Annotated in this window: 14 protein-coding genes; 4 read left to right on the top strand and 10 right to left on the bottom strand. The window is 61.1% G+C overall.

What is annotated here, in order from left to right:
• Nucleotides 1-226 precede the first annotated feature (226 nt).
• The 5 genes from AC6H1L_RS05175 to AC6H1L_RS05155 form a co-directional block, all read right to left on the bottom strand.
• The gene (locus AC6H1L_RS05175; protein ID WP_497600471.1) at nt 227-1936 is read right to left on the bottom strand and encodes a hypothetical protein; all 1710 of its coding nucleotides are present in this window, start codon (nt 1934-1936) and stop codon (nt 227-229) included.
• A 265-nt stretch (nt 1937-2201) separates the two neighbouring features.
• Nucleotides 2202-3317, bottom strand: a complete 1116-nt coding sequence (locus AC6H1L_RS05170) for a LamG-like jellyroll fold domain-containing protein (protein WP_497600470.1) — start codon at nt 3315-3317, stop codon at nt 2202-2204.
• Between the two features lie 758 nt (nt 3318-4075).
• Nucleotides 4076-4387: an iron-sulfur cluster assembly protein gene (locus AC6H1L_RS05165; protein WP_497600469.1), complete on the bottom strand. Its 312-nt coding sequence runs from the start codon at nt 4385-4387 to the stop codon at nt 4076-4078.
• 182 nt (nt 4388-4569) lie between these two features.
• A complete protein-coding gene (locus tag AC6H1L_RS05160) occupies nt 4570-5613 on the bottom strand; it encodes a ribokinase (protein ID WP_497600468.1) in 1044 nt (347 codons plus the stop codon).
• Nucleotides 5614-5621: 8 nt separating this feature from the next.
• The gene (locus AC6H1L_RS05155) at nt 5622-8759 is read right to left on the bottom strand and encodes an AAA domain-containing protein (RefSeq protein ID WP_497600467.1); all 3138 of its coding nucleotides are present in this window, start codon (nt 8757-8759) and stop codon (nt 5622-5624) included.
• Nucleotides 8760-8935: 176 nt separating this feature from the next.
• On the opposite strand from AC6H1L_RS05155, the gene AC6H1L_RS05150 reads away from it, so the two are divergent.
• Nucleotides 8936-10108 carry a DUF711 family protein gene (locus tag AC6H1L_RS05150; RefSeq protein WP_497600466.1) on the top strand — a complete coding sequence of 391 codons (1173 nt, stop codon included), beginning with the start codon at nt 8936-8938 and terminating at the stop codon, nt 10106-10108.
• Between the two features lie 153 nt (nt 10109-10261).
• Here AC6H1L_RS05150 and AC6H1L_RS05145 read toward each other — a convergent pair whose 3' ends face one another.
• The 5 genes from AC6H1L_RS05145 to AC6H1L_RS05125 all read right to left on the bottom strand — a co-directional run bounded on the left by AC6H1L_RS05145 (nt 10262) and on the right by AC6H1L_RS05125 (nt 16180).
• Nucleotides 10262-10864, bottom strand: coding sequence for a GAF domain-containing protein (locus tag AC6H1L_RS05145; protein ID WP_497600465.1), 603 nt, complete (start codon nt 10862-10864; stop codon nt 10262-10264).
• A gap of 487 nt (nt 10865-11351) precedes the next feature.
• Nucleotides 11352-11900: a universal stress protein gene (locus AC6H1L_RS05140; RefSeq protein ID WP_497600464.1), complete on the bottom strand. Its 549-nt coding sequence runs from the start codon at nt 11898-11900 to the stop codon at nt 11352-11354.
• A 329-nt stretch (nt 11901-12229) separates the two neighbouring features.
• A complete protein-coding gene (locus tag AC6H1L_RS05135) occupies nt 12230-12544 on the bottom strand; it encodes an ATP-dependent Clp protease adaptor ClpS (RefSeq protein ID WP_497600463.1) in 315 nt (104 codons plus the stop codon).
• Between the two features lie 343 nt (nt 12545-12887).
• Complete coding sequence (locus tag AC6H1L_RS05130; RefSeq protein WP_497600462.1) at nt 12888-13475, bottom strand: hypothetical protein; 588 nt, start codon at nt 13473-13475, stop codon at nt 12888-12890.
• 311 nt (nt 13476-13786) lie between these two features.
• Complete coding sequence (locus AC6H1L_RS05125) at nt 13787-16180, bottom strand: hypothetical protein (protein ID WP_497600461.1); 2394 nt, start codon at nt 16178-16180, stop codon at nt 13787-13789.
• Between the two features lie 439 nt (nt 16181-16619).
• Between AC6H1L_RS05125 and AC6H1L_RS05120 the strand changes: the two genes are divergently transcribed.
• The 3 genes from AC6H1L_RS05120 to AC6H1L_RS05110 all read left to right on the top strand — a co-directional run bounded on the left by AC6H1L_RS05120 (nt 16620) and on the right by AC6H1L_RS05110 (nt 22012).
• Nucleotides 16620-17492, top strand: coding sequence for an SAM hydrolase/SAM-dependent halogenase family protein (locus AC6H1L_RS05120; RefSeq protein WP_497600460.1), 873 nt, complete (start codon nt 16620-16622; stop codon nt 17490-17492).
• Nucleotides 17493-17740: 248 nt separating this feature from the next.
• A complete protein-coding gene (locus AC6H1L_RS05115; RefSeq protein ID WP_497600459.1) occupies nt 17741-19141 on the top strand; it encodes a sensor histidine kinase in 1401 nt (466 codons plus the stop codon).
• Nucleotides 19142-20116: 975 nt separating this feature from the next.
• Entirely contained in the window at nt 20117-22012 is a 1896-nt protein-coding gene (locus tag AC6H1L_RS05110) for a PrkA family serine protein kinase (RefSeq protein WP_497600458.1), read from the top strand.
• Nucleotides 22013-22268 lie beyond the last annotated feature (256 nt).

Here is a 22268-nt window from a genome sequence, read left to right as displayed (position 1 = left end):
AGCTGAGGCCCCGGGCCAACCTTCTGAGTGAGTGAATACATGCAAGAAGAGGGAGGAGAGGGGGGCTGGCAGTCTCGGAGAGGACCAGGCGCCTGACGCTCTGTTACCCGCGATAGTAGCCAGCGTCCCTGCCATTGCGTTGGATCATGCGAGACGATGGTTATCGTCTGGCTCGCATGGCTCAATTCCTCCTCCTATCCAACCAGGGCAATCTCAGCTCTTTCGTTTAGAGCCGCCAGATTTTCAAGTTCTGGAAAGCGACATCGGTAGGAGTTTTGCTTGTGCTCAGGGCGAGCAGACCAACCTGACCGCTCGACAGGTTGCTTTCATGGACCGTTGTAATGTAGTGCTGGTTCACAAAGACCATCACTATGTTTTCCTGTGCGATGACGGTCAATGTGTTGCTCTGGCCAAGATCCGAGTTAATGGCGTCGCTGACTCCCTCGGAGAGAGGAGTAAAGTTTTCGTCGGTGAACTTGCTCAGCAGATAGGCCCCGCTGGGACTGATTAAGAGGCTATAGAAACTACGGGTGCCCTCATTGAAGCGGAAGGCCAGGCCCGCCAGCGTTTGGAGGCCATTCTTATCGCCCTTGATGATCTTCATGTCCACCTGAAAGGCCAGATTTTGATACGTGAGAGCATTGGCGATGCAGGCCCAGAACGGTGTATCCGCCGTCGTCAGGACATGCAGCGCGCCATTGTTGAACTGGCAGCCGCTGCCGTCGCTATTGAGCGTATCGTCCCAGTTGCTGGAGCTCTGGCTGCTCAGCGAATCATTCACCTGAGGAGACTGAGCAACAATATAGCTGTAGAGCGCTGAAGGATTGTTCTGCAGGGCCGTCATCGTTGCCGTAGCGTTAGCCTGGGCGACAGCCGTCGCTGTCTGATGGCTGCGAGCCAGAGCTGTCGCGCTCTGGGCTGTGGCTGTAGCCGCGGCATGTTCCTGGCCAGGGCGAATGATGCCGAGGTAAACGACGACTCCAAGCAGAACCATGACACAGATGAGCAAAACCGCCAGGATCAGGGCTATCATCGACCGGCCTCCTCTGGCTGCTCCTGGCGGGACAGGCGTAGGAGGAGCAGGAAAAGCGAGACCAGGGCCGGCTACCCCTGCTGGGGGCTGCTGTGGCAGCGACGACCAACCGGGCTGCCCCTGCTGGGGAAAAGCGGCGCCGGCCTCCCTACTCGTCCCCACGGCTGGAAGCTGACCAGAGGTGAAGGCAGACGGCGCGGGAGGATAGCCAGGGTAGTACGAGCCAGTGAAGCTAGTCGGCCCTGGAGGCTGAGCCGCTGGAGGCTGCTGATAGCCCGGCGGTGTTGACCAGCTTCCGCTTTGGCTGACAGGACTGGCAGGCTGCGGCGGCCAGCCCACGCCTGGCGTCTGGGCCGGTGCAGCCGGATAGGCGCCGGATGGGCCAAGATGGGAAGGCGTAGCGGGACCGGAGGAAGGGGCCGGTGTCCAGCCATAGCTAGTGGCGGCGTCTGGCCGCCAAGGCTGTGACGTCTCTCTGCCGTGGTCAGGAGCAGGCGTAGGAACAGGTGTGCTGGTGGAAGCGGGCTGAGCCGCGGCCCCTGCCTCGGCGCTGGCCTGCTGAGGCGCGCTCTCGGGGGGCGTGGCCTGGCCTTCCCTCGACTGAGCGGCAGCCCTCTCCTCTGCACCGGGAGGCTGGGGCTGCTGCCAGCGTGAAGGTGCACGTACCGTCGGCTCGCTGTATGGCGCGCGCAAGGTGCGCTCACTATCCTCAGCGCTGACCGACTGTGGCTGCTCGCTGGCCTCGGTGCGCCGCTTAATCAGCGTCTCATCTGGGCTTTCGGGTGGGGAAGAGGGAGCCTGCGCCTTCTCAGGCTCCAGCACATTGTAAGGGGTGGGAGCGCCGCAGGAGGGGCAGATGCGTGCCCCGGCGGGCAGCTCGCCCTGGCAGATCTGGCATTGCATAGGTAAGAAAACCCTCCTCAAAGCAAGGCTGGGCGTCATGACCTCTTAAAGCAAAGCATCATCAGCATAACATGCTTTTCAATCTATGCCAAGTGATCTCAACATAAGCAATTTCCTTAGTTGGGTAGGGGCAGCCGTGAACGAACGGTAGCCTTCCCACGTCAGCGGCCTCCTTGCTGGCTGCCGGCGTTCCCCGGGTTCTGACCAGCACAAAAGACGACCGTGGAACAGGCGGGGCAGGCAGACGGACAAAGAGGCGGCCTGGCTAGCGTAACCAGACCTGGAGTTCGGAAAAGGAGGCCTCCGTCACATGGCCGAGATCGATAGCGAAGATACCGATCTGTCCTGTGCTAAAGTTGGCATCCTGCGTGCTTCCTACATAGTGCTTATTCACATAGAGCAGAATCGATGAGCCGCGCGCGATCACGGTTAGCAAATTATCCTGGCCTTGGGCCGTATGAATGGCGCTTGTCGGACCGCCCACCAGGGCGTTTGCTTGCGTACCATCAGAGAGCATGAGGCTATAGTTTCCGTCGCTAGCTACGAAAAAGAGATAGCCTGTGCCACTATTCGCATTGGCACGGAAGATCAGGCCACCGCCATCGCCTTGAACCAATCGCATATGAACCTGCAGCGTAAAGTTAGCAAAGTTGGTTGCCTGCGCCAGACAAGGAAGAAAAACATGATCGCTGGCGACCAGCGAATGCAGGCTTTGCCCGGAAAAGAAACAACCTTCGCGCTGATTGTTATCCAAGGTCCACTGGTTTCCATCCTGTCCGGTCAAGGGGTCGAACAGCGTTGGATTGCCCTTTGTTGCCTCCTCGTAGGTGGCCTGCTGAGCTGTAGCTGTGGCGGCAGCGATTGCCGTCGCCTGTGCGGCAGCCGTTGCTGTAGCGTGGGCCTGTGCGGTAGCCGTTGCGGCAGCCCGGGCATGCGCCTGCGCAGTGCTCTGAGTGAGGGCTGTCAGTGCGGCGCTGACCGTTGCCGTCGCACCCGCTCGCAACTGTGCCGGGTGATAGATACCGCCGTAAATCGCTAAACCAATGCCGATCAAAAACAGCAAGAGCATCAACACAAAACCCATTTGCAGCGAGCGTGAGAGCGATGGGCGAGGCTTGGCTGCAAACTCGCTGCGCTGAAAATGGGCTATGCGCCGCGCTCTTGGCCCTGCCTCAGTTGGGGGCGTAGGGTAGGTCTCGCTTGGAAGCGAAGAACCAGCCTCTGTGCTGGTAGTATCCTCTGTTCCTGCATTGCTCTCGGCCCCGGCTGGGCCTCCGCTGGCGCCGGTGACAACGGGCGTCTCCTGAGAGGAGAACGCTGCATAAGGGCCACCTGCTGGCTGGCCTCCCAGGGTCTGAGCCGGGCCCTGGTCTCCGCTCAAGACTGCCCCACAGACGGGACACCTGGTGTAGCTTTCGGGCACCGCTGCGTAGCAAAACTCACAGTGCCTGACCATGAGATCTCTTAAAACCTCCTGCTCTCAGTGGAGCTGCATCGGCGTCATCGTGGCCATCAGCATCGGTGGCTGCTGCTCCAAGACAAAGCCTCCTTTGTCTTCGGCTGATGATGTCCTGTCCCCTGGGCTGGCGCTGCGCCGGTGCTCTCCACTTCCTTGATACCCTTGGATTCTTTCGCTTTCTACAGACTGCTTGTGGAAAAGACCACAACCGCAGTCCTCTTCTTGGTTAGCTCGTCGCCGCTCTCTGACTCAGTCAGTGGCTATCATTTCAGAGCATCACGCCTGAACTGCGGCTGCTCCCACTGCCCTGCCTAACAAACCGGGCTGGTGTTGCTGTCCAGCCAGATAGTAGGAGAAAAAGGCTTGAGGCGCCACTCCCTACGTGGAGGATGGTTCCCCTCATCCATTCATATCATGAAGATAAATGTATTGATTGATGGCACTTAGTATAACATACTGCTTTGTCGAGGGGAAGAGTAAAAAGAGAAAAAAATAACACGTGACAAACCGCAGCCGGCGGGCGGCGGACCACCGTCGCGACGGAAAGCGAGCGGATGATCTAGAGCGCCACCGGTGGGCAGTCACGTGCCAATGCAGCCCTGCGGCAAGAGTGACGCAAGGGGATCAAAGAAGGGCCTGAAAGAGGCGAACTGAGCGCGCTGGGCCTGGCGCCGTGCATGCTAGATCAGGCCCAGCTCCCACTTAGCGTCTTCAGACATGCGATCGGGAGTCCAGGGCGGATCGAAAGTCATCTCCACGTCGCACGACTTCACATTCTCGACCTGGCTGACGCGCATTTCGACCTCAGACATCACATCGCCAACCAGGGGACAACCCATTGAGGTCAGCGTCATCTTAATGTGCACATGGCCCGTTTCCTGATTAATATCGATCCCATAGACCAGGCCGAGATCGTAGATGTTGACGGGAATCTCTGGGTCATAGCATTCCCGCAGGGCCTCGATTACATCGGCCTCATTGATCTGGGGCATAGTCTCCAGCTCCTTCCTTCCCTGCTGATATCCCGAATGTTCCGTTCCCCATCCTCCAGATGTTCGACCCTATCCCAAGTAACACAGTAGGGATTACTTCACATAAATATAGCGCAAGGCGTGAGCCTTGTCAAAAAGGCGGTGGAAGCGAACTGAGAGGAGGGCCGGGCTGAGCCGGGCGCTTAATCCTGCGCCGAAGCGCGAGCGGACAGAAAGGCCGCAACCTCCGCGCGGCTTGGAAGGCCCGACTGAGCGCCGAAGCGCGTCACCTTGAGAGCACTGGCGTAGACGGCGAAACGCAGGGCTTGAGCTGGAGGCTGGCCTTCCAGCAGGGCGACAGTTAAGGCGCCCACAAAGCAATCGCCCGCCGCCGTCGTATCGGTCACCTGGACACGAGGAGCCGGCTCATAGAGGCAAAGCGGATCAGCCTTCACCGTGCCTGAAGCGGCCTGCGTAGCTCGCGTCACCAGGAGCGCCCCCGCCGCACCGAGCGTCACCGCTACCGTTGCCACCCCGTGGGCATGCAAACGCAGCGCCAGCCGCCGCGCCTGGGCCAAAACATCTGCAGAGTCCTCCTCGCTGGCTAGCGCGCCGAAGCTACCGCTATCGGCGGTTGAGGCGCTCTCCAGAGCAGCGACCAGGGCCTGAGCCTCATGCTCATTGACAATCAGCAACTCGACCTGACGGAGCAGCTCGGAGCTGAGAGGCTGAGCCGGCGCGGCGTTCAGCACCACTGGGACCCCAGCGGCCCGCGCCGCCTGAATCAGATGCGCGACCGTCGTCAGAGGGATTTCAAGCTGAAGCACCAGGGCGGAGGCCCGTCTGAGAGCCTCCTCAATCTGGGCCAAATGGCTGGCATCGCTCCCGACACGCCCGTTAGCGCCTGCGGCCACAATGATGGCATTGTCCTGCGCAACCAAGAAAATAAAGGCTGTACCGCTGGCCTCCTCCTCATCGACGGCCACCAGCTCAGTAGAGACACCTGTCGACTGCAAAGCGGCCAGCAACTGCTGTCCGAAAGGATCGCGGCCCACGCGCCCGGCCATAGTCACCTGTGCCCCCAGCCGCGCCATAGCCACCGCCTGATTAGCGCCCTTCCCGCCCGGGACCAGCTTCAGCGAGCCAGCACCTAGCAAGGTCTCGCCAAGCGCTGGCAGGCGTGGCACCTCGACCACCTGATCCATGTTCAGGCTACCAACCACTAGAATGCGCTTCTGCTCCTCCATCGTTTTGCTCACTCCTCTTCCGTAGAGATAAAGGCCGCCCGTTCGCGGCAATATAGCAGCAGATCGCCCAGGATCGGCAGCCCCTCCAGCGCGGCGGCGTGACCAACCAGGATCAGCTTGCGCTGGGCACGTGTCAGGGCCACATTGAGGCGATGCGCATCGGTCAAAAACTCGTAGAGCAGGCTGTCCCGAGGCGGCGCCTGCGCCGTTGCGAACGAGATGATGATCACCATGCGCTCGCCGCCCTGAAAGCGGTCGACCGTATCGATGGTCAAAGCGGGATGGGGGGCGCCATACTGTTTCCAGACCAGGTGGCGGCGCAGGTTCGCCACCTGGGCACGGTAAGGGGCAATAATCCCGATCTGAGAGGGGCCGACCCCCCGAGCAAGCAGAGCCGTTACCAGCTCGCGTACCAGGCGAGCTTCAGCCTGGCTCACTCGTGCCTCGCTCTCCGGCGTAGTCACGTTGAGAAAGACCAGGGGCTGCGCCGGATGCAGCGCCCGTAAGATCGCCGGGCGCTCGCCGAGCGGGGGCGCCGGTGGCATACGCAAGACCAATTGGCGCCGGGCTACCGAGGGATGAGCGCGCAGCTCTCCCCTATAGAAACAATGCGAAGGGAAGGCGGCGATCTGCTCATGCATGCGGTACTGAGTTGTCAAGGCCACGCAGGCGCTCTCAGCTCCGGGATGCGTTGCCACATACTCCTCATCGCGCCGTTTCAGCAGACTAAACAACGACTCGCGCAGCCCCTCTGCTGCCGCCTCGCGACTGAGCACCAGCGGCGGAAGCTGCTTTTCATCGCCCACCAGAATGAAGCGCCGGGCAAAGCGCAAAGCTCCGAGCAAGGCTGGAACCGTCAACTGACCGGCCTCGTCGATCAGGGCCACATCGAAGCGCAGCAGCGGACTCCCCCCAGCCTCCTGTCCCTCGTCGGGGGCATAGCGCTCGGAGGACCAGGTGGCAGTTGTCGAGGCCACCACAGGCAGCGTACGCAGAGCGGCCCGCAGCTCGGCGGTCTCTAAAGCTGGGACCGTTGCCGTCTCTGACTCCGGCGGCGGCTCCGACGCCAGTGGCGCCAGATGCTTCAAGAGATGATCTTGTACGCCCTCGGCTACACTGCGCTCATGTCCCAGGCGCAGATAGTCGTGAAAGCCCTCGGCCTCCAGGCGCAGCAGCATGTTATCCACTGCCTGATTCGTGAAGGCGGCCAACAAGACCCGTTCGCCACGCTGACAGAGCCGCTTCACGATCTCCGCAATCACCGCGGTCTTGCCTGTACCTGGCGGACCGTGGATCAGCAGATAGTCCTGCATTTGGAGCGCGCGCTCTACTGCCAAATTCTGCTCGCGATTAAAATCCGCTCGCGGCGTCACTGGCTCGCGACTGAAGCGCGGGCGCCGCTGGCCATAGACCAGCTCGCGCAGGCGCGGCTCCACCTGCAGCCAGCGCCACAGGTTCTGCAGCGTGCGCACGTGAACCACATCTGTGGCATGGCGTTCGATCAAAGTCGGATTGGCAATCAGCTCAGGGGTCCAGACCGTCACCTCACGGGCCCCGACCTCCAGAATCGTACCCGTGACTACCTCGCCATCCAGGGGATGACCGTCACAGAGCAGGATCTCATCGCCGCTGCGCAGCTCCGAGCGATTCTCACAGCGGAAGCGTTGCACCCACTCGCCTTGTTCGGTCGGCTGAGGCGGCTCCAGAGGAGTCAGGCCAGTGATCGCCATGCCGCGCGCCACATGCTCTGCGACCGGCGCCCGCCAGAGCAGGGCTTGCTCTTGCTCGCTGGCCCGCCCCTCGATATGTAGCAAGCGGTAGTAGTGAGCAAAGAAAGCGCGATCGGCCTCCGTGAGCGGAGAAGCCAGGAACGGCGGTGCAGGCTCGGCAGATGGCGCCGGGGTCCCCCCCGCAGCCGTGGACGCCGGCGGCTCCCAGCCCAGCAGCCAGGAGACAAGCCGGCACTCCTCCAGTAGCGCGCACTTCGCGCAGCGCGCCGGACCTGGTGGGGCACATGGCTCGCCAGTTACATGGCTGATCGCCAGCAGATTGCGCTGCTCATTGACCTGCTGCAGCTCACGAACAGAGAACGGAATTCCAAAGGCCTGAGCCTCGCCGGGCGTGCCGCTATAGAGGAGAGTCGCCAGCGCCTTCTGTGTCCGAGCCTGGCGGCGAACCGTCAACAGGGCATGATAGCCATGCACCTGCCAGCGATGGTTACGGCGCGGCAGCGGTCCCGAGGCGCCGCCTGTCTTCAGCTCAAGCAAGCGGCGGCGTCCCCCTTGCTGCCAGAGCACATCTAAGCGTCCCTTCAGACCGAGCTCCGGCGCCAGCAAAAACGTCTCAGCCCGTACCAGATGCTCGCTGCGCTCCGTTGCTACTGAGCTACCCAGAGTGGCTTCGTCTGGAGCCGGAACATCCCACAGCGTCGTACGCTGCTGCTCAAACCAGCGTGCCAGGCTCTCCAGATGGGGCATAACCTCGGCCTCTAACTGCTCGGGGGCAATCTTCAGTAGCGCCAACTCAACGCGGCTCCGCTCCAAAGCCCTCCGCAGTTGCCGGCGCAGCAATACCAGCGCCTGGCCGCTCTCTGCCGCCAGCAGGCCACGATCGTGGGCCTTCAGCAGCTCCTTAAAACAGGCATGCACCAGCGTGCCGCGCAGCGTCTCCAACGTTGCCCCGCCAGGAAGCAGGCGCTGAAGCAGATACTGACGCGGACAATACTCTGCGTAGAGCAGGTCCGTGATGTTGAGCAGCGTATCCGGCTCAACCACGACCAGCGTCCACGGACCAGCGCGGTAAGAGAGAACAAGGCGCCCCTGCTGCTCCGCAGGCTGCGCCGGCTCGGGCAGATGATAGACACGCAGCAGCAGGCCCCGGACGCTGCGACCGCGCGCCCGCAGCTCCTGCACTAAACGGCGGTAGTCGCGCGTCAACTGCAGAGAAACCAGCCCCTCAGCCGTTTTCAGCAGGAGGCAGGGCGACCGCTCGCCCACCCTGCTCCCAGCAGCGGCGCCTGCCGCTTGTTCCCAGGCGGAGAGGAGCCGCCCCTCCAGGCGGGGAACGGCGCAGGGACGAGCTGAGATATCAAGTGGACACAAAAAGCAGGTGCCAGCCTGCTGCGCGGTCTCTTGCGTCGTAGACATAGCGCCTGGCTGTCACCTCTCTCTGGCTGAAAGCTTCCGGCTGAGGCCGCCCTACGACCCGGTCTGGCGGCCCTCGCCGGGCCTTGAGTCAAGTATACTGGCGGCTCACCTTGAAATCGCCTATTCTGGAGATATTGTATACGGATAACAACGAAGGAGGAAAGGAGTCAGCACCAATGGTCACCATTCGCACCATTACCCTGGGCGTAGCCGAGCCACATCCCCTGACAGCCGCCATCGTAAAGCGCCTGGCCCAGACCCTGCGTACCATAGCCACGCGCCTGAGCGAGGCGGGCTACGAAGTACAAACGCTCCGCCTCGCCACGCGACCGCTGCTGAGCGACCTGGCCGACTGGCCAGCCAAAGACATTGAGCGCTACGGGCGCGAACTACAGGCCATGCTAAACGAGGTCGACATCGCCTTCTGCTCGCTTGGCCCGGCGTTGGCCGTTGAGCCGGCCTTTCCCCTTGACCGCCTGAGCCTGCTGGCCGACCTGCTCGTCGCCGGTCCTGCCCTTAATGCCAGCGTCCTCCTGGCCAGCAACGAAGACGGACTCCGCCAGGAAGCTGCGCCGCACGTTGCTCGCCTCATGCTCCGCCTGGCGCAAGAGACCCCCGAAGGAGATGGCAACTTCCGCTTTGCCATGCTTGCCTGCGTTGAAGCAGGTTGCCCCTTCTTCCCCGCCGCCTATCATCGCGGCCCGGCCAGCCTTGGCCTTGGCCTCCAGAGCGCGCCGCTGCTGAGCCAGGCCTTGAGGGTCGCAGCGGCAACCAGCCAGCCACTACCCCTAACGACCATCAGCGCCGTTGTGCGCCGCACCCTCGAAGACCAACTGAGGCCGCTCTCTGTCCTGGCCAGTGCCCTCAGTGATGAACTGCACCTTCACTACAACGGCCTGGACCTCTCTCCGGCCCCCCTTGGGGAAGCGAGCATCGTTCCCGCCCTCGAAGCCTGTGGCTATGGCCTCATCGGTGATCCTGGCACTCTCGCAGTAGCTGCCGCCATCACGCGTGGCCTCCAAAGCACTACCCTGCCCACCTGTGGCTACTGCGGCCTCATGCTACCTGTGCTGGAGGATGCCATCTTAGGACGGCGCTGGGAAGAGGGGCGCCTGCACGTCCATCAGTTGCTGCTCTACTCCGCCGTCTGTGGCACGGGGCTGGACACCATTCCCCTACCCGGTGACAGCCCGGAGCAGCTCATCGCCGCCCTGTTGCTCGACGTCGCTACCCTGGCCACGCGCCTGCGCAAGCCACTAGCAGCACGGCTCTTCCCGGTACCTGGCAAACGGATGGGTGAGCGCACAGCCTTCACTTCGCCATATCTCACCAATACTCTCGTGCGCTAAAGCGAGGCCAGGCCTGGCCAGAGCGACAAAAAATCAGCATAAGGAAGAGGCGCTACACTAAGGGACAAGAGGCGGGCGGACACGACATCATCGAGGGCCGGAGCAGAGCAGGATGGCCAGTCAGCCGGCACACCGCCTTACCAGCTTACTGGCTTACGCCTGGCGGCTGAGACTGCTGCCCCACAGGGCATCCATCACGCCATCGTAGGAACTCTTCAGGTTCTCGTACAGTCTGGCGTTCTCAATGGCGAGCGCGGCCAGGCTGGCGAGAACGGTCAGAAACTGGACATCGTCCTCATGGAAGGTCGCCGGCTCAGCGGTATAGACGCGCAGCACACCAATGGCCTCGCCACGCACCTCCAGCGGAACGCAGAGCAACGAGACCAGGCCCTCCCGCCGCGCGGCCTCCTGATACTGAAAACGAGGGTCGACACGTACATCGGGGATAAAGACCGGCTTGCCGCTCTGAAGCACTTCGTGGTCGATGGGGCTGTGAGAGATATCCACCGGACCTTTGCCGAGATAGTCGCTGCTCAGCCCATAGAAAGCACTGATCTCAAGCTGGCCGGTGCGCTTATTCAGCAGGCGCAGCACACAGGCTTTGACCTGCATGGCCTCCGCAATGCTCTTGGCCACGCTGTGCAGCACCTCGTCCAACTCCAGGCTTGACGAGAAAGTCAAGGCGGCCTGATGAAGGGCCGTATAGTAATCCTTATGGGAGCGTGGTGGTCCTGCGTTCTGTGGGCTGGTCGTCATGGCGAGACTCCTCCCAGGATTGAGCTAGTGATAGCCGGTTGAGTCAACAAAAAGGAGAATTCCACCCACTTCCATTATAGCATATTAGCATGCTGACCGCGATAAAGCAAAGGCTGCCCCAAGAAAGCAGACGAGCAACCGAGGAAAGAGAGAAAAAAAGACCTCCCGGAACCGCAAGCGGTCACCAGGCGTGAAGAACAGGAGGCACCCTTGGAGCCGAGCGGCGCGGCACAGCTACGGCTGCGAGAGCCATTGAAAAAGCGCGGCGCCATTTCCCCGGTAGCAAAGCACCCTTTCCGCACTGCCCAATTCGGCCCTGCCTTGCGCCCGAGACGTAAAGGCTCTACCTGCGACGGAGCCGGGCTTAGCCTGTGGCCTGCGCCTCACCCGTATTCAGCAGTATACGCTACTAATGAAGCGAACATAAACGATGATCTTCTTGCCTGCTCAGCCTGGCAAAGAAAGCAGCACGTTACTGGCCTGAGCATCATACCTTGGCATTGACATCGCTGCTGCTCGCTGCAACCGTTGTAGATGCACAACTGGCCGCCGTCCCGTTAGGGTCCTGGATGACCCAGACACGGCAGGGCGCATTGAGCAGCACATACGGGATTGTCTTCCCCAGATTATTCTGAGAGCGGTGGCTACGCACCAATCCTAACATAATCAGAGCGCAACCGTGATCGCGAGCCTCATCCACAATAGCCGGGCCGGCATCGCGGGCCTGCACGATCTCAGCGACTGCATCGCAGCCAGCCTCTTCGGCGATGGCAATAGCCTCGGAGAGCAACTTATTGGCGGCGTTTGACTTCTCGGTGAGGACAGCCTTGAGAGGGAGGGTACGGGGAACTTCGATGATATGGACCAGGTGGACCTTGCGTTTCGCCCGCTTGGCCATCAGACAAGCCAACCTGACCAGTTCCGTATCCAGTTTCTTCCCCTCAACAATGACTGCGATATCGCCGGTGGCTCCGACCCCGGGCGCCTTGGTGGTCTCGGCCTCCTCTTTTGTTTTTGAGCGCCATAGGTGAACCATAGAGTCTCCCCTCTTCTCGATCTCGGATCTGACAAAACAGCATCATCTTCGTTCGGATCTTCTGCAGGCCCTGCGCGTTGCTCCTCTGTCAACGCTTAAAAGAGCCTGATGGCTGCCTCCCTGCAGACCCTTTTACAGATTCTAAGTGGAAGAGACTGGCAGCGTCAATGCTACCGGGCACTGCCTTGCCTGGAGCCTGCGAGCAGATACTGCCAGTCCCTGCCTGCCCTCCTGACCGCCTCGCCTGGGGGGCCTGGTCGACGCTGGCCAACAAACCGCTAGCCAGACGACCCGTGCGCACCTCAACCAGCGAGTTGACCGGCAGGGAGCTAATCCGGCTCGATCGTCGCCGTCAGGCCGTAGCTCTGCAGGCGCTCCTGATAGTACTCGGCCAGCTCTTTGGGACAGACCACAACCACAGCGCTTCCTGTCACGTGGGCCGTCAGCATAATCCGTTCGGCCTCCGGCAGCGTCAGACTATGGACCGCCTCCAACAGGGCAGCGACCACATAATCCATCGTATTCTCATCATCATTGAAAAGAATGACCTTATACGGTGGAAAGAGCGCGTCGCGCATGCGCGCGAGCTTTTCCAAATCAACCTGTAGTCTGGCCGGTGGCACGGTATCCCCCTTCACCTTCATACGCTCTTTCTCCTGCGCGGGCAACTCGGCGCTTTCGCCAGGGCCGCCAGCGCTTGCCGATGCGTTGCTGCAAATCTATTCTAATTCTAATTGAGAAACCCAAAGATTACCAGTGTTTGCCCAGCAGAGTGGTAAGACCCTCACCTGCCTCATTATCGCTATGACAATTTTCAATGAGCAGGCCGTGGCGAGCGCTGCGTCACTGCCTGCAAAAGAAAAAAAGCGGGAGCAGAGCGCGCCGTTGCGCTCGCCGACTGGACAGAGAGGCCTGGAGGAAAGGGACAAGGAGGGCAAAGCCGACCTCACCCCGGCTCACATGCGCTGGACGCTGGCCCGTCAGCGCTTACTCCCGACGGCCCACGCTGCGATCAAGCCGGCCCCCGTTATTGAGTAAGATCGCACGCGCCCGAGACTTACGGCTAATGTTCTCAGGATCGAGCAAGCGCAAAGCAATCACGGTCCGCGCCTCCCGTGTCGGGGCTGACGGCTGAGAGAGGCGCGACAAGTCCTGTCCGATCGCGCCACGTACGCGACTACCGCGGAGAAAAGCGAGCAACGCGCCGCAGGCCAGGCCTACCACTGCCCCGATCAAGGTAATCAAGCCGTGCTCGGAAGCAGGAAAAGCAAAGCCCAGGGCGAAAGCCAGCAGGCCCACGATTAAACCCGCTACCACTGCCAGAATCAGCACCAGTGCCACCGGAGGGCCACTACGCGTAGTTCGCAGAAAGAAAGCGCTGCGATCCTGACGCGGACCGTGATCGCGGAACTCACCCCCTTTCACCGCCCCAGCGCTCAGACGATAGATCTCCTCCTCCTTGAAGCCCTCGCGGCGTAGCTTGCCCTCTGCCGCGCTGGCCTTCTCCTCGTCGCTGAACACGGCCAAGAGATCGTAATCGGCAAACTGTTGCTGTTGTTGCTGTTGTTGTGGCATGGCTAAAGCTCCTGCTAGGGATGGGAATCTGCGCTTTTTAGCACCAGACATTATAGCCAATCCCCATGCCGGGAGGTAGCGAGCAAGGCAGGCAAACAACGGCCAGGCTGAGCCTGGCTGCTTTGGAGAAAAGCCTGTGCCGCCTGGTCACCCGGACCGAGCCGAGCAACCAGCCAGCAAAGCACAAGCACCCTGTCCAGACAAAAAAGAAGGCCCGCGCTCGCGGGCCAGGTCTCTTCTCTTATTCCCTCTTTGCCTGCTGAGCAGCCTCGCTCGTGCAAGAGTCCGGCCAGGGCTCCGAGAGGGAGCAGTTACGAGGACCAACTGGCACGCACCTCGCGTAGCTGCTCTGGCGTCAGGATGCGGAAGAGAATCAGCAGATTCTCCAGATCATATTCCAGCCCCATCGAGTGCAGTTCCTGGCGAATACGACCGAGCGAGCGAATTTGCGCTGTATTGAGCAAGCCATAGCTCACCAGGCTGGCCGCCAGCAACTGATCGGGGGTCAGCAGCTTAAACATGAGTAAGATCTCCCCCAACTGATAATTCAGATCGACCCCGCGGAGCATGCGCTGAACGTTCTGCGCCACTTCCAGGCGCTCAGGGGGCACCAGGTGGCCTTCCAGCAAGACACTGCCGAGCGAACGTGTCGCCCGCCCATTGAGGACCGGCGGCGATTGTTGCTGTTGCCGCTGTTGTGGCGGTTCCATCGGAGGCAGGCTCTGGACAATATCGAGCAAAGTGGTGTCGGAAGTCACCGACTCGCGCTCCAGCGAGGAGCGGCGCGCAGGCTCCACCGGGGCCGGCTCAGGATACATCATCTCCTTCTTCGTCTCCTCGTCTGCGGCGGCAGCCAGGTCGCTGCCGGGGCCGGCCTGAGTGGACTGGCCGGAGGCCTGAGCCGCCTGGGAGACTGGAGAGACTGGCTCTGCTGACCCTGCTGACGCCTCGCGTTCGAAGCGCTCGACCTGCCCTGGGCTACTTACCTGGCTGGAAGACGGACGCTCAGAGAGCGTCTCGTTAGGATTAGTGTAGACCGGGCGCCGTTCGACCGCCGGCTGCTCGGCGGTATAGGCGCGCGCCTGGGGATTGCCAGCCGCCATCTGGCCTTGAGCGGAGGCCGGTGTAGAAGACGAGGATGGGTTAACCATGCGCAGCGACGACAGCTCTCCGATAGCCGGACTGGAGCCTGCCAGGGCCTGCAAGTGGCTACGAGCCGCGGCATACGATTCCGAGCGCGAAGGACGATAATCAGGCTCCTGATCTGATTGCAGCCCTTGGATCGGTGCCGCGCGCAGCGACGCCGTGCTCAGCGGCGACGGCGAAGCGACGGAAGCTGAGGGCGCCGGGCTGGCGGCAGCCCCTCCAGACGAGCCTGGCGCCTCGGGTGGCTCCGGCGCCCGCTCGCCAGACGCAGCGGAGGCCGCCGAGCGCTCACGCAGCAGGCGCGTCAGCTGAGCAAGACTTGACTCGCCCTTCTCCTCGGGCGGGGCATACTGCGTATACGCCTGATGAGAGTGAGGCTGATAGGGACTCTCCTGGAAGACGGGCTGATAAGCCGGCGCTGGCTGTGATGAAGGCGAGGCGGGTACAAAGGGCGCAGGACTCGCCTGGGACATAGGCGATATTGGCGGCATCTGCTGCGGCAAAGGCTCGTGAGAGGGAAGCCCAGCCGATGGCTGGGGCAGAGGCCCCGAGCGCGGCGCCTGATAGAAAGTCTCTGCCGGCTCCTGTGGGAAAGCCTCCAGCGGCTGAGAACGCTGCTGGGCATAAAACTCCATAGACGCAGACTGCGGCGAAGATGAGTAGTACGCCTGAGCGGGTGAAGGAGAAGCATGAGAAGCAGGCGAGAACTGCGCAGCCTGGCTCATGGGCGGCTGGCGCGAAGACAGAGCGGCAGGGCTGGCCGCTGGCGGCACAGCGGGCATGCGGGCCGAAGAAGACGAAGCGAAAGCCCCCAACCCCTCAGAACCCTGGAAACCGCCCGCCCCGGCCGGCGTTCCCCAACTCGTCGGCTCCGGCGCAGGCGCAGGAGCGGGAGCCGGCGAAAAACTGCGGCTCCCCGGATAGATCACCGCCCGGATCTTATCAGTAAACGTCGGCGGTGGAGGAGCGGAAGGAGCGGCTTGAACGCTGGCTGTATAGGCCGACGGAGCCGGTGATGACTGCCGCTGAAGCTCGCTGAGCTGGCTCTGAGCCGGGGAGAAAACCGCCGGATGAGGAACCGTCGGCTGCAGACTGGTCAGGGTAGGAGAGGGCGACGCCTGCATTGGCACCTCAGCCAGGCGCACCTGGGGATGCGAGGCCGTAGCCGGCAAAGGCACCTGAGCCCGGACAGCCTCGACCAGGCGCATGATGCCGAGCATGCCATCAACCTCTACATCGACCGTCTGCCGATGCTCCTCGGGATCATACGGGCCGTAGCCGGCCAGGTTGGTGCAGCGATAGGTCAGCACCAGCACGCCACGCCCCCGCCGCTGCGCGTCTAGTGCTACCCAGAACTCACGGCGCCCCGCCGCTGCCTGGGCCAGGTTGACCAGAACAAGCCGCACCTGATGGCGTGCAATCGCGTCAAAGACTTCTACTGCCGTGCGAGCTATATGGCATTCGTAGCCGGCAAGTTGTAGCTCGCTACTGAGCAAGGCAGCAAGTTGCTGATCGCGTTCAAAAATAAGAATATGCGAGCCACCGGTACTGACATTCATCGGCTCATGCAGAGCGCATCCCCCTGACTGCAGACGTGGGGAAGAAGCGCCGCCTCCTTTTCCATCGAGTTTCGACTATCTGTAATGGTGATGATGTACAAATGAAGCAATAGGGAACGCTCCACTACAAAACCACGTTTTGGGCTGGGAAGACCCAGGCCACCCGCTCGTAGCATGAAGAGAACAGGCTCAAGAAAAGCTAAAATTGCCTGAACTATTCTTCTATTCTACCTGTATTCTTGTCAGGACTGCTCTATATCGTGGCTAGTATAGCATACAATGGCTAAGGAGAGGTAGTCGCCAGTACCATTGAGCGATTCCGTGGCCCTGGTCTATTGACAGCTCTTCTGAGAACGACTACACAGAAAGGAGAACGCGCCTGGCCTTCACCACCACCTGGGGCCAGTGCAGCGCATTGCAGAGAGAGAAGGACATTACCATGACGCACAGCAACGGAGAGAAGCACTTTCCAGCGGCCAGCACGAGCGAGCGGACCGCTGTTCGTCAGCCTGTAATTGCCCTGATGACCGATTTTGGCTTGCGCGATGGCTTTGTTGGCATCATGAAAGGGGTCATTGCTGGCATTGTGCCGCAGGCGCAGCTGATCGACATCAGCCATGACATCGCGCCCCAAAACGTTGCCGCTGGGGCCTGGCTCCTGTCAACGGCCTACCGCTATTTCCCAGCGGGCAGCATTTTTCTCTGCGTGGTCGACCCCGGCGTAGGGAGCCAGCGGCGAGCCATTGCGCTTGCAGCCGGCGACTGGTTCTTTGTCGGACCGGACAACGGTCTCTTCAGTTATGTTCTTGCCGAGCAGCCCTTACGCCAGGTAGTGGCCCTGGAGAATCCGGCCTATCGCCTGCCAGTGGTCAGCACGACCTTTCACGGACGAGACATCTTCGCGCCAGCGGCTGCGCATCTGGCGCGTGGGGTGCCGCTGGCGGAGTTCGGGACCGCCCTTGATCCTCATTCACTGCAGCGGCTCGCTCTCAGTCAGCCGCGGCGTGAGAAGGGGCGTATCGAGGCCAGTGTCATCTACATCGACCACTTTGGCAACCTGGTGACGAGCATTCCTCTAACGCTCGTCCCAGACCTCTTCACGGCCCCGCATGTGCGCCTGCTGGTGCCGCGGCGCAATTTGACCATTGAGCGGCGGCAGCCCTTCTTTGCTGGCGAGGCGGGCGAAGGCGAACCCTTTGTCTACAGCGACAGCGCTGGCTATGTTGGGGTGGCCATTCGCAATGGCAACGCCGCGGCCACTCTGGGCATCACCGTAGGCGAGGCCGTGACTTTAGTCATAGAGGAAAGCTAGGGCTTTCGGCACTGGTGCCGTTCCCTGTCAGGAGGATATACTGATCGCTGTAGACAGGGACTGAAACATGAACAGAGAACGCGGGTCGATCCCGCCGCTTGCTGGGTAGCCCTGGCCTGGGGGTGCCCAGCAAGCCAAACTAACATCGCCCCGCCCGCCAGCCCCTGGCTCCGCGGAGCGATCAGTAGAGTCTGGCCGTGTGATCCTCAGCGGCCTCCCGCGATGAGAGCAGTCGACCGTCGATGACCATGACTAGCACCAAGAGCGCGGAGCATAAAGCTGCAGCCAGCGAAAGCGAGCAGCGACTAAAGCACCGTTTGCGCCTGTTTGGCTTGCAATGGTGTCTCTTTTATATCTTTGCTCTATCAATTGCAGACTATCTAACGCTTAGTGCCTCTCCAGAATATTTTCACGATTGGCGTGCAATAACGATCATCGCCTTATCGCTGGCCCTGCTGCTTTTGCAAGCTTTCTATTACGGTCACTATTGGCTGCAGAGAGAGCACCGCTGGCCCCCGCCCCGTCCCTATGCCCTGCTTCTCTGGGCCATCTGCTACCTCATCTGCCTGGGGCTGACCTTCATCGATCGCGGCCTGGTCTGGGACTACTGGCTTGTCTTTGGCTTCTGCTTCGGCGCCTTTGACCTGCCTTTTCTCATCTGGCCGCTCTTCTGCTCGCTCCTGACTTTCCTGTTACTGAGCGGGACAGTGCATTGGCCGCTAAACTTGCCGGACCTCGGATCGCTGGGGGGACTGATCCTTACCTTTGGCTCCGCCACCATCTCGGCTGTTACGATAGCCCATCTCTTCAGAGAACAGCGGCGTAACGCCCGCCTCTTACGGGAACTGGCTCAGGCCCATAGTGACCTGGAGGAAGCGCATCAACGCCTAGCGCTGTCGGCGGCCCGTGAACAAGAGCTAGCGATCCTGCGCGAGCGCACGCGCCTGGCCCGCGAAATGCATGATACCTTGGGACATGCCCTGACTCTGGTCAGCGTCAAGCTAGAGGTCATACGGAGACTTGTCCGACGCGACCCAGAGCGCTGCGAGCAAGAGATTGCCGAGACGCTGCAGGTCACGCGCGAGGCCATGAGCGAGCTGCGGGCCTCCATCGCAAATCTGCGCTCGCCTGTGCTGGGACAATGCTCGCTGCGGCAAGCGATCGCCACCTTTGCCGAGCGTCTCGCGGCGCGTTGCGGCTGGGAGCTAGAGCTAGACCTTGCGCCTGAATTGGAGCATCTGCCTGGTCCTGGTGAGCGGCAGGAGGCCCTGCTCAGAATCGTGCAAGAGGCTCTCACGAACATCGAGAAGCATGCTCAGGCCACGCATGTCTCTCTACAACTACGCACCGAGGCTGGTCGGCTCTTCCTCTCCATTGCCGACAACGGCGTCGGTTTGCCACCAGAGCTGCTGGCCAGGCTGGAGGCGGCAACCAACAATGACGGCGCGGCATCGCTGGCAAGCTCTGCTCAGGCCAGCGAAGGCCAAGGCCCGAGGCGCGGTCACTATGGCCTGATAGGCATGCGTGAGCGTATCCAGGAGCTAGGAGGAGAGCTATCTCTCCACCGGCCTGCCGCTGGTGGCTGCCACCTCATCGCCACTATTCCGCTCATTGAAGCCCCACATCAGTCTCAGCGCGAAACCTCCTAGTCGCTGATCTGCCGGCTCAGACGACCCGCTCCTCTTCATATTCATTGCCTGCCCCCGGCCTAACCACAGCCGATCTCTCTGCTCGGGCCGCTGAGGCGACGACGGACGACGCAACGCTCCCAGGCCAGCCGTCTTCCACCTCGTCCCCCCACCATCAGCGGCACCGCTCTGCTCCGCTTGAACCCATCTGGAGTGCGGGGCCGGACCAGCCGACCAGCGAGCAAAGCAGCCTGGCTTTACCGCTTTCCTCTCCGAGAGAAAGAAAGAACCAAGGCCCAGCCCAGGCGCATCAGAGAAAGGCCCACTCTGAGAAAAGGCAAAGAGCAGATGACCCAGATGGGGGATGTGGAAAAGCGGCGGTCGCCACTTGACAGGGACCGGTCTGTACTGTATGCTACGATTACCGTTACTGTTTACTCTGAAACGCGTCGGAATCAAGCAGCATATGGCATTCGACCAGGCAAGCCATCCCCGGGGAGGGGAGACTCTCGGGAGGCGTCCAAGAACAAGGAGCAGGCGAGAGCAGAAGGAGCGGCAGAGGCAGCGCTTGCTCCACGCGGCCCGAGGGCCAAGTGTTCTGCGGCCCATCTTCTCTGCAGCTTGGCAAGCCGCGAGAGGGTATTGAAGGCAGGCGAGAGGAGATGCGGAAGGAGAGCGAGCAGAAGATGCAGGCAGCAACAAAACTAGTCATATTGCATGTTGCAACGTAGAAAGGGCTGGTTCTCTAGCTTGGCATGCAGATCGAGCAGAAAACCAGCCCTTTGATATCATAGTTTACCTGTTTTTCGCGCCGGAAGGAGCAGCAGTCATTGTAGTCATAGCAGGCATAGAAGGAAAGGAACCTCGGCAAAGGCGTACACCCGGAGTAACAGTCAATAAGCGTTCTTCCCGTCCCGCCGGCGATGGTCTGCGGCGAAGCGTCCCGCCTAAAGAACCAGCCGGCAGCCTAGCAGACAGAAGAAGAAAGGGTAACCTATGGACCTGGTGAAGCGGTTAGAGGAATATCGGGACCGAGAGCGAGCACTTGCGTGGGAGGGGACGTTCGCCCAGTACTTTGAGATCGCGTGTAAGAGGCCGAAGGTCGCCCGCCTCTCACATGAGCGCATTTACGACATGATCATGGAGGCGGGGGTCGAGACTACGCGCAACGGCGAACTGCGGTACAACTTCTTCAGCCAGGAGATTTTCGGCATCGAGAAGGCGCTGCAGCAGATCGTCGACTACTTCCATTCGGCAGCCCAGCGCCTGGAGGTGCGTAAGCGCATCCTGCTGCTGATGGGGCCGGTCGGAGGCGGCAAGTCGACCATTGTGCAGTTGCTCAAGCGGGGCCTGGAAGCCTACACGCGCACCGAGGCCGGCGCCGTCTACGCGATCAAAGGTTGCCCGATGCATGAGGAGCCTTTGCATCTCATCCCCCAGGAGCTGCGCCCCGACATCGAGAAGGAGTTCGGCCTCTACATCGAGGGCGATCTGTGCCCGCGCTGCCGTTACATGCTCGACAATGAGTATCACGGGCGCATCGAAGATGTCCCCGTCCAGCGCATCGCCTTCAGCGAGAAGTATCGCATCGGCATCGGCACCTTTACACCATCGGACCCCAAGAGCCAGGACATCAGCGAGCTAGTCGGTGGGATTGACCTCTCAACGATTGGTGAGGTCGGGGTCGAGAGCGATCCGCGCGCCTATCGTTTCGACGGCGAATTGAATGTCGCCAACCGCGGCCTGATGGAATTCATCGAGATGCTCAAGGTCGATGAGAAGTTCCTGTATGTGCTGCTCACGCTCAGCCAGGAGCAGAACATCAAGACAGGCCGCTTTAGCATGATCTATGCCGACGAGGTAGTGATCAGCCATACCAATGAGCACGAGTATCAGGCCTTCGTCGGCAATAAGAAGTCCGAGGCGTTGCAGGACCGCATCATTCTGGTGAAAGTACCCTACAACCTGCGCGTCTCCGATGAGATCAAGATCTATGAGAAGCTCCTCAAGCAAAGCGCCCTGCGCAACGTGCACATTGCCCCCTATACGCTGCGCATCGCCAGCATCTTTGCCGTCCTGACGCGCCTGGAACCCTCGAAGAAGGCCGGCATGAGCCTGATGAAGAAACTGCGCCTCTATGATGGTGAGGACATCGAGGACTTCAAGCAGAAGGATGTCCGTGAGCTGCAAGAGGAGGCGCAGCGCGAGGGCATGGACGGCATCTCACCGCGCTACGTCATTAATCGCCTCTCGAATGCTCTGGTGCGCCAAAATGTGACCTGCATCAATCCCATCGATGCCCTGCGCGCCCTGCGCGATGGCCTCGATCAGCATACGAGCATTACGCGCGAGGAGCGCGAACGCTACCTGAACTTCATCAGTGAGGCGCGTAAGGAGTACGACGAGCTGGCTAAAAAGGAGGTACAGCGCGCCTTCGTCTATTCCTATGAGGAGGCGGCGCGCACGCTGCTCAATAACTACCTCGACAATGTCGAAGCCTACTGCAATAAGACGAAGCTGCGCGATCCTATCACCGACGAGGAGATCGATCCCGATGAGCAGCTGATGCGCTCGATCGAGGAGCAGATCGGCATTACGGAGAACGCCAAGCGCGCCTTCCGCGAGGAGATTCTGATCCGCATCTCGTCGCTGGCGCGCAAAGGGCTGACCTTTGACTATACCAGCCACGAGCGCTTGAAGGAGGCGATTGAGAAGAAACTCTTTGCCGATCTGCGCGATGTCGTGAAGATCACGACCTCGACGCGCACGCCTGATAAGGAGCAGTTGCGCAAGATCAACGAGGTAGTCGATCGCCTGATGACGGAGCATGGCTACTGCCATGTGTGCGCCAATGAGATCTTGCGCTACGTTGGGAGCCTGTTGAACCGTTAAGGATCGACTATTCAGGGGGTGAACCAGCCGCAGCCGCCGTGCTCGCTGCCCAGGCTGCCCGGCCAGCCGCATCAAGCAGATCAGGCGCTTACCAGTCCAGGCCCGGGCGTGGCTCTCGCCAGCCGCGGTGACAGTGGTCGTTGCTCCACCGGACCGGACCGGTCCGCAGCGAGCACGTCGCCGCGACCCGCTGGTTGGCGCTTGCCTCTCACGAACAGAGGCGGGTGAACCAGGGAGGGGCCAAAGCGTGGGCTGG

The organism is Thermogemmatispora argillosa, assembly GCF_059696725.1.
This window is presented reverse-complemented; position numbering and strand designations above follow the sequence as displayed.

Coding starts and splice junctions, on each gene's coding strand:
- AC6H1L_RS05150 (WP_497600466.1), top strand. CDS start 8,936: ATGGTCACCATTCGCACCATTACCCTGGGCGTAGCCGAGCCACATCCC.
- AC6H1L_RS05160 (WP_497600468.1), bottom strand. CDS start 5,613: ATGGAGGAGCAGAAGCGCATTCTAGTGGTTGGTAGCCTGAACATGGAT.
- AC6H1L_RS05135 (WP_497600463.1), bottom strand. CDS start 12,544: ATGAAGGTGAAGGGGGATACCGTGCCACCGGCCAGACTACAGGTTGAT.
- AC6H1L_RS05125 (WP_497600461.1), bottom strand. CDS start 16,180: ATGAATGTCAGTACCGGTGGCTCGCATATTCTTATTTTTGAACGCGAT.
- AC6H1L_RS05120 (WP_497600460.1), top strand. CDS start 16,620: ATGACGCACAGCAACGGAGAGAAGCACTTTCCAGCGGCCAGCACGAGC.
- AC6H1L_RS05110 (WP_497600458.1), top strand. CDS start 20,117: ATGGACCTGGTGAAGCGGTTAGAGGAATATCGGGACCGAGAGCGAGCA.
- AC6H1L_RS05145 (WP_497600465.1), bottom strand. CDS start 10,864: ATGACGACCAGCCCACAGAACGCAGGACCACCACGCTCCCATAAGGAT.
- AC6H1L_RS05115 (WP_497600459.1), top strand. CDS start 17,741: ATGACTAGCACCAAGAGCGCGGAGCATAAAGCTGCAGCCAGCGAAAGC.
- AC6H1L_RS05155 (WP_497600467.1), bottom strand. CDS start 8,759: ATGTCTACGACGCAAGAGACCGCGCAGCAGGCTGGCACCTGCTTTTTG.
- AC6H1L_RS05165 (WP_497600469.1), bottom strand. CDS start 4,387: ATGCCCCAGATCAATGAGGCCGATGTAATCGAGGCCCTGCGGGAATGC.
- AC6H1L_RS05175 (WP_497600471.1), bottom strand. CDS start 1,936: ATGCAATGCCAGATCTGCCAGGGCGAGCTGCCCGCCGGGGCACGCATC.
- AC6H1L_RS05140 (WP_497600464.1), bottom strand. CDS start 11,900: ATGGTTCACCTATGGCGCTCAAAAACAAAAGAGGAGGCCGAGACCACC.
- AC6H1L_RS05130 (WP_497600462.1), bottom strand. CDS start 13,475: ATGCCACAACAACAGCAACAACAGCAACAGTTTGCCGATTACGATCTC.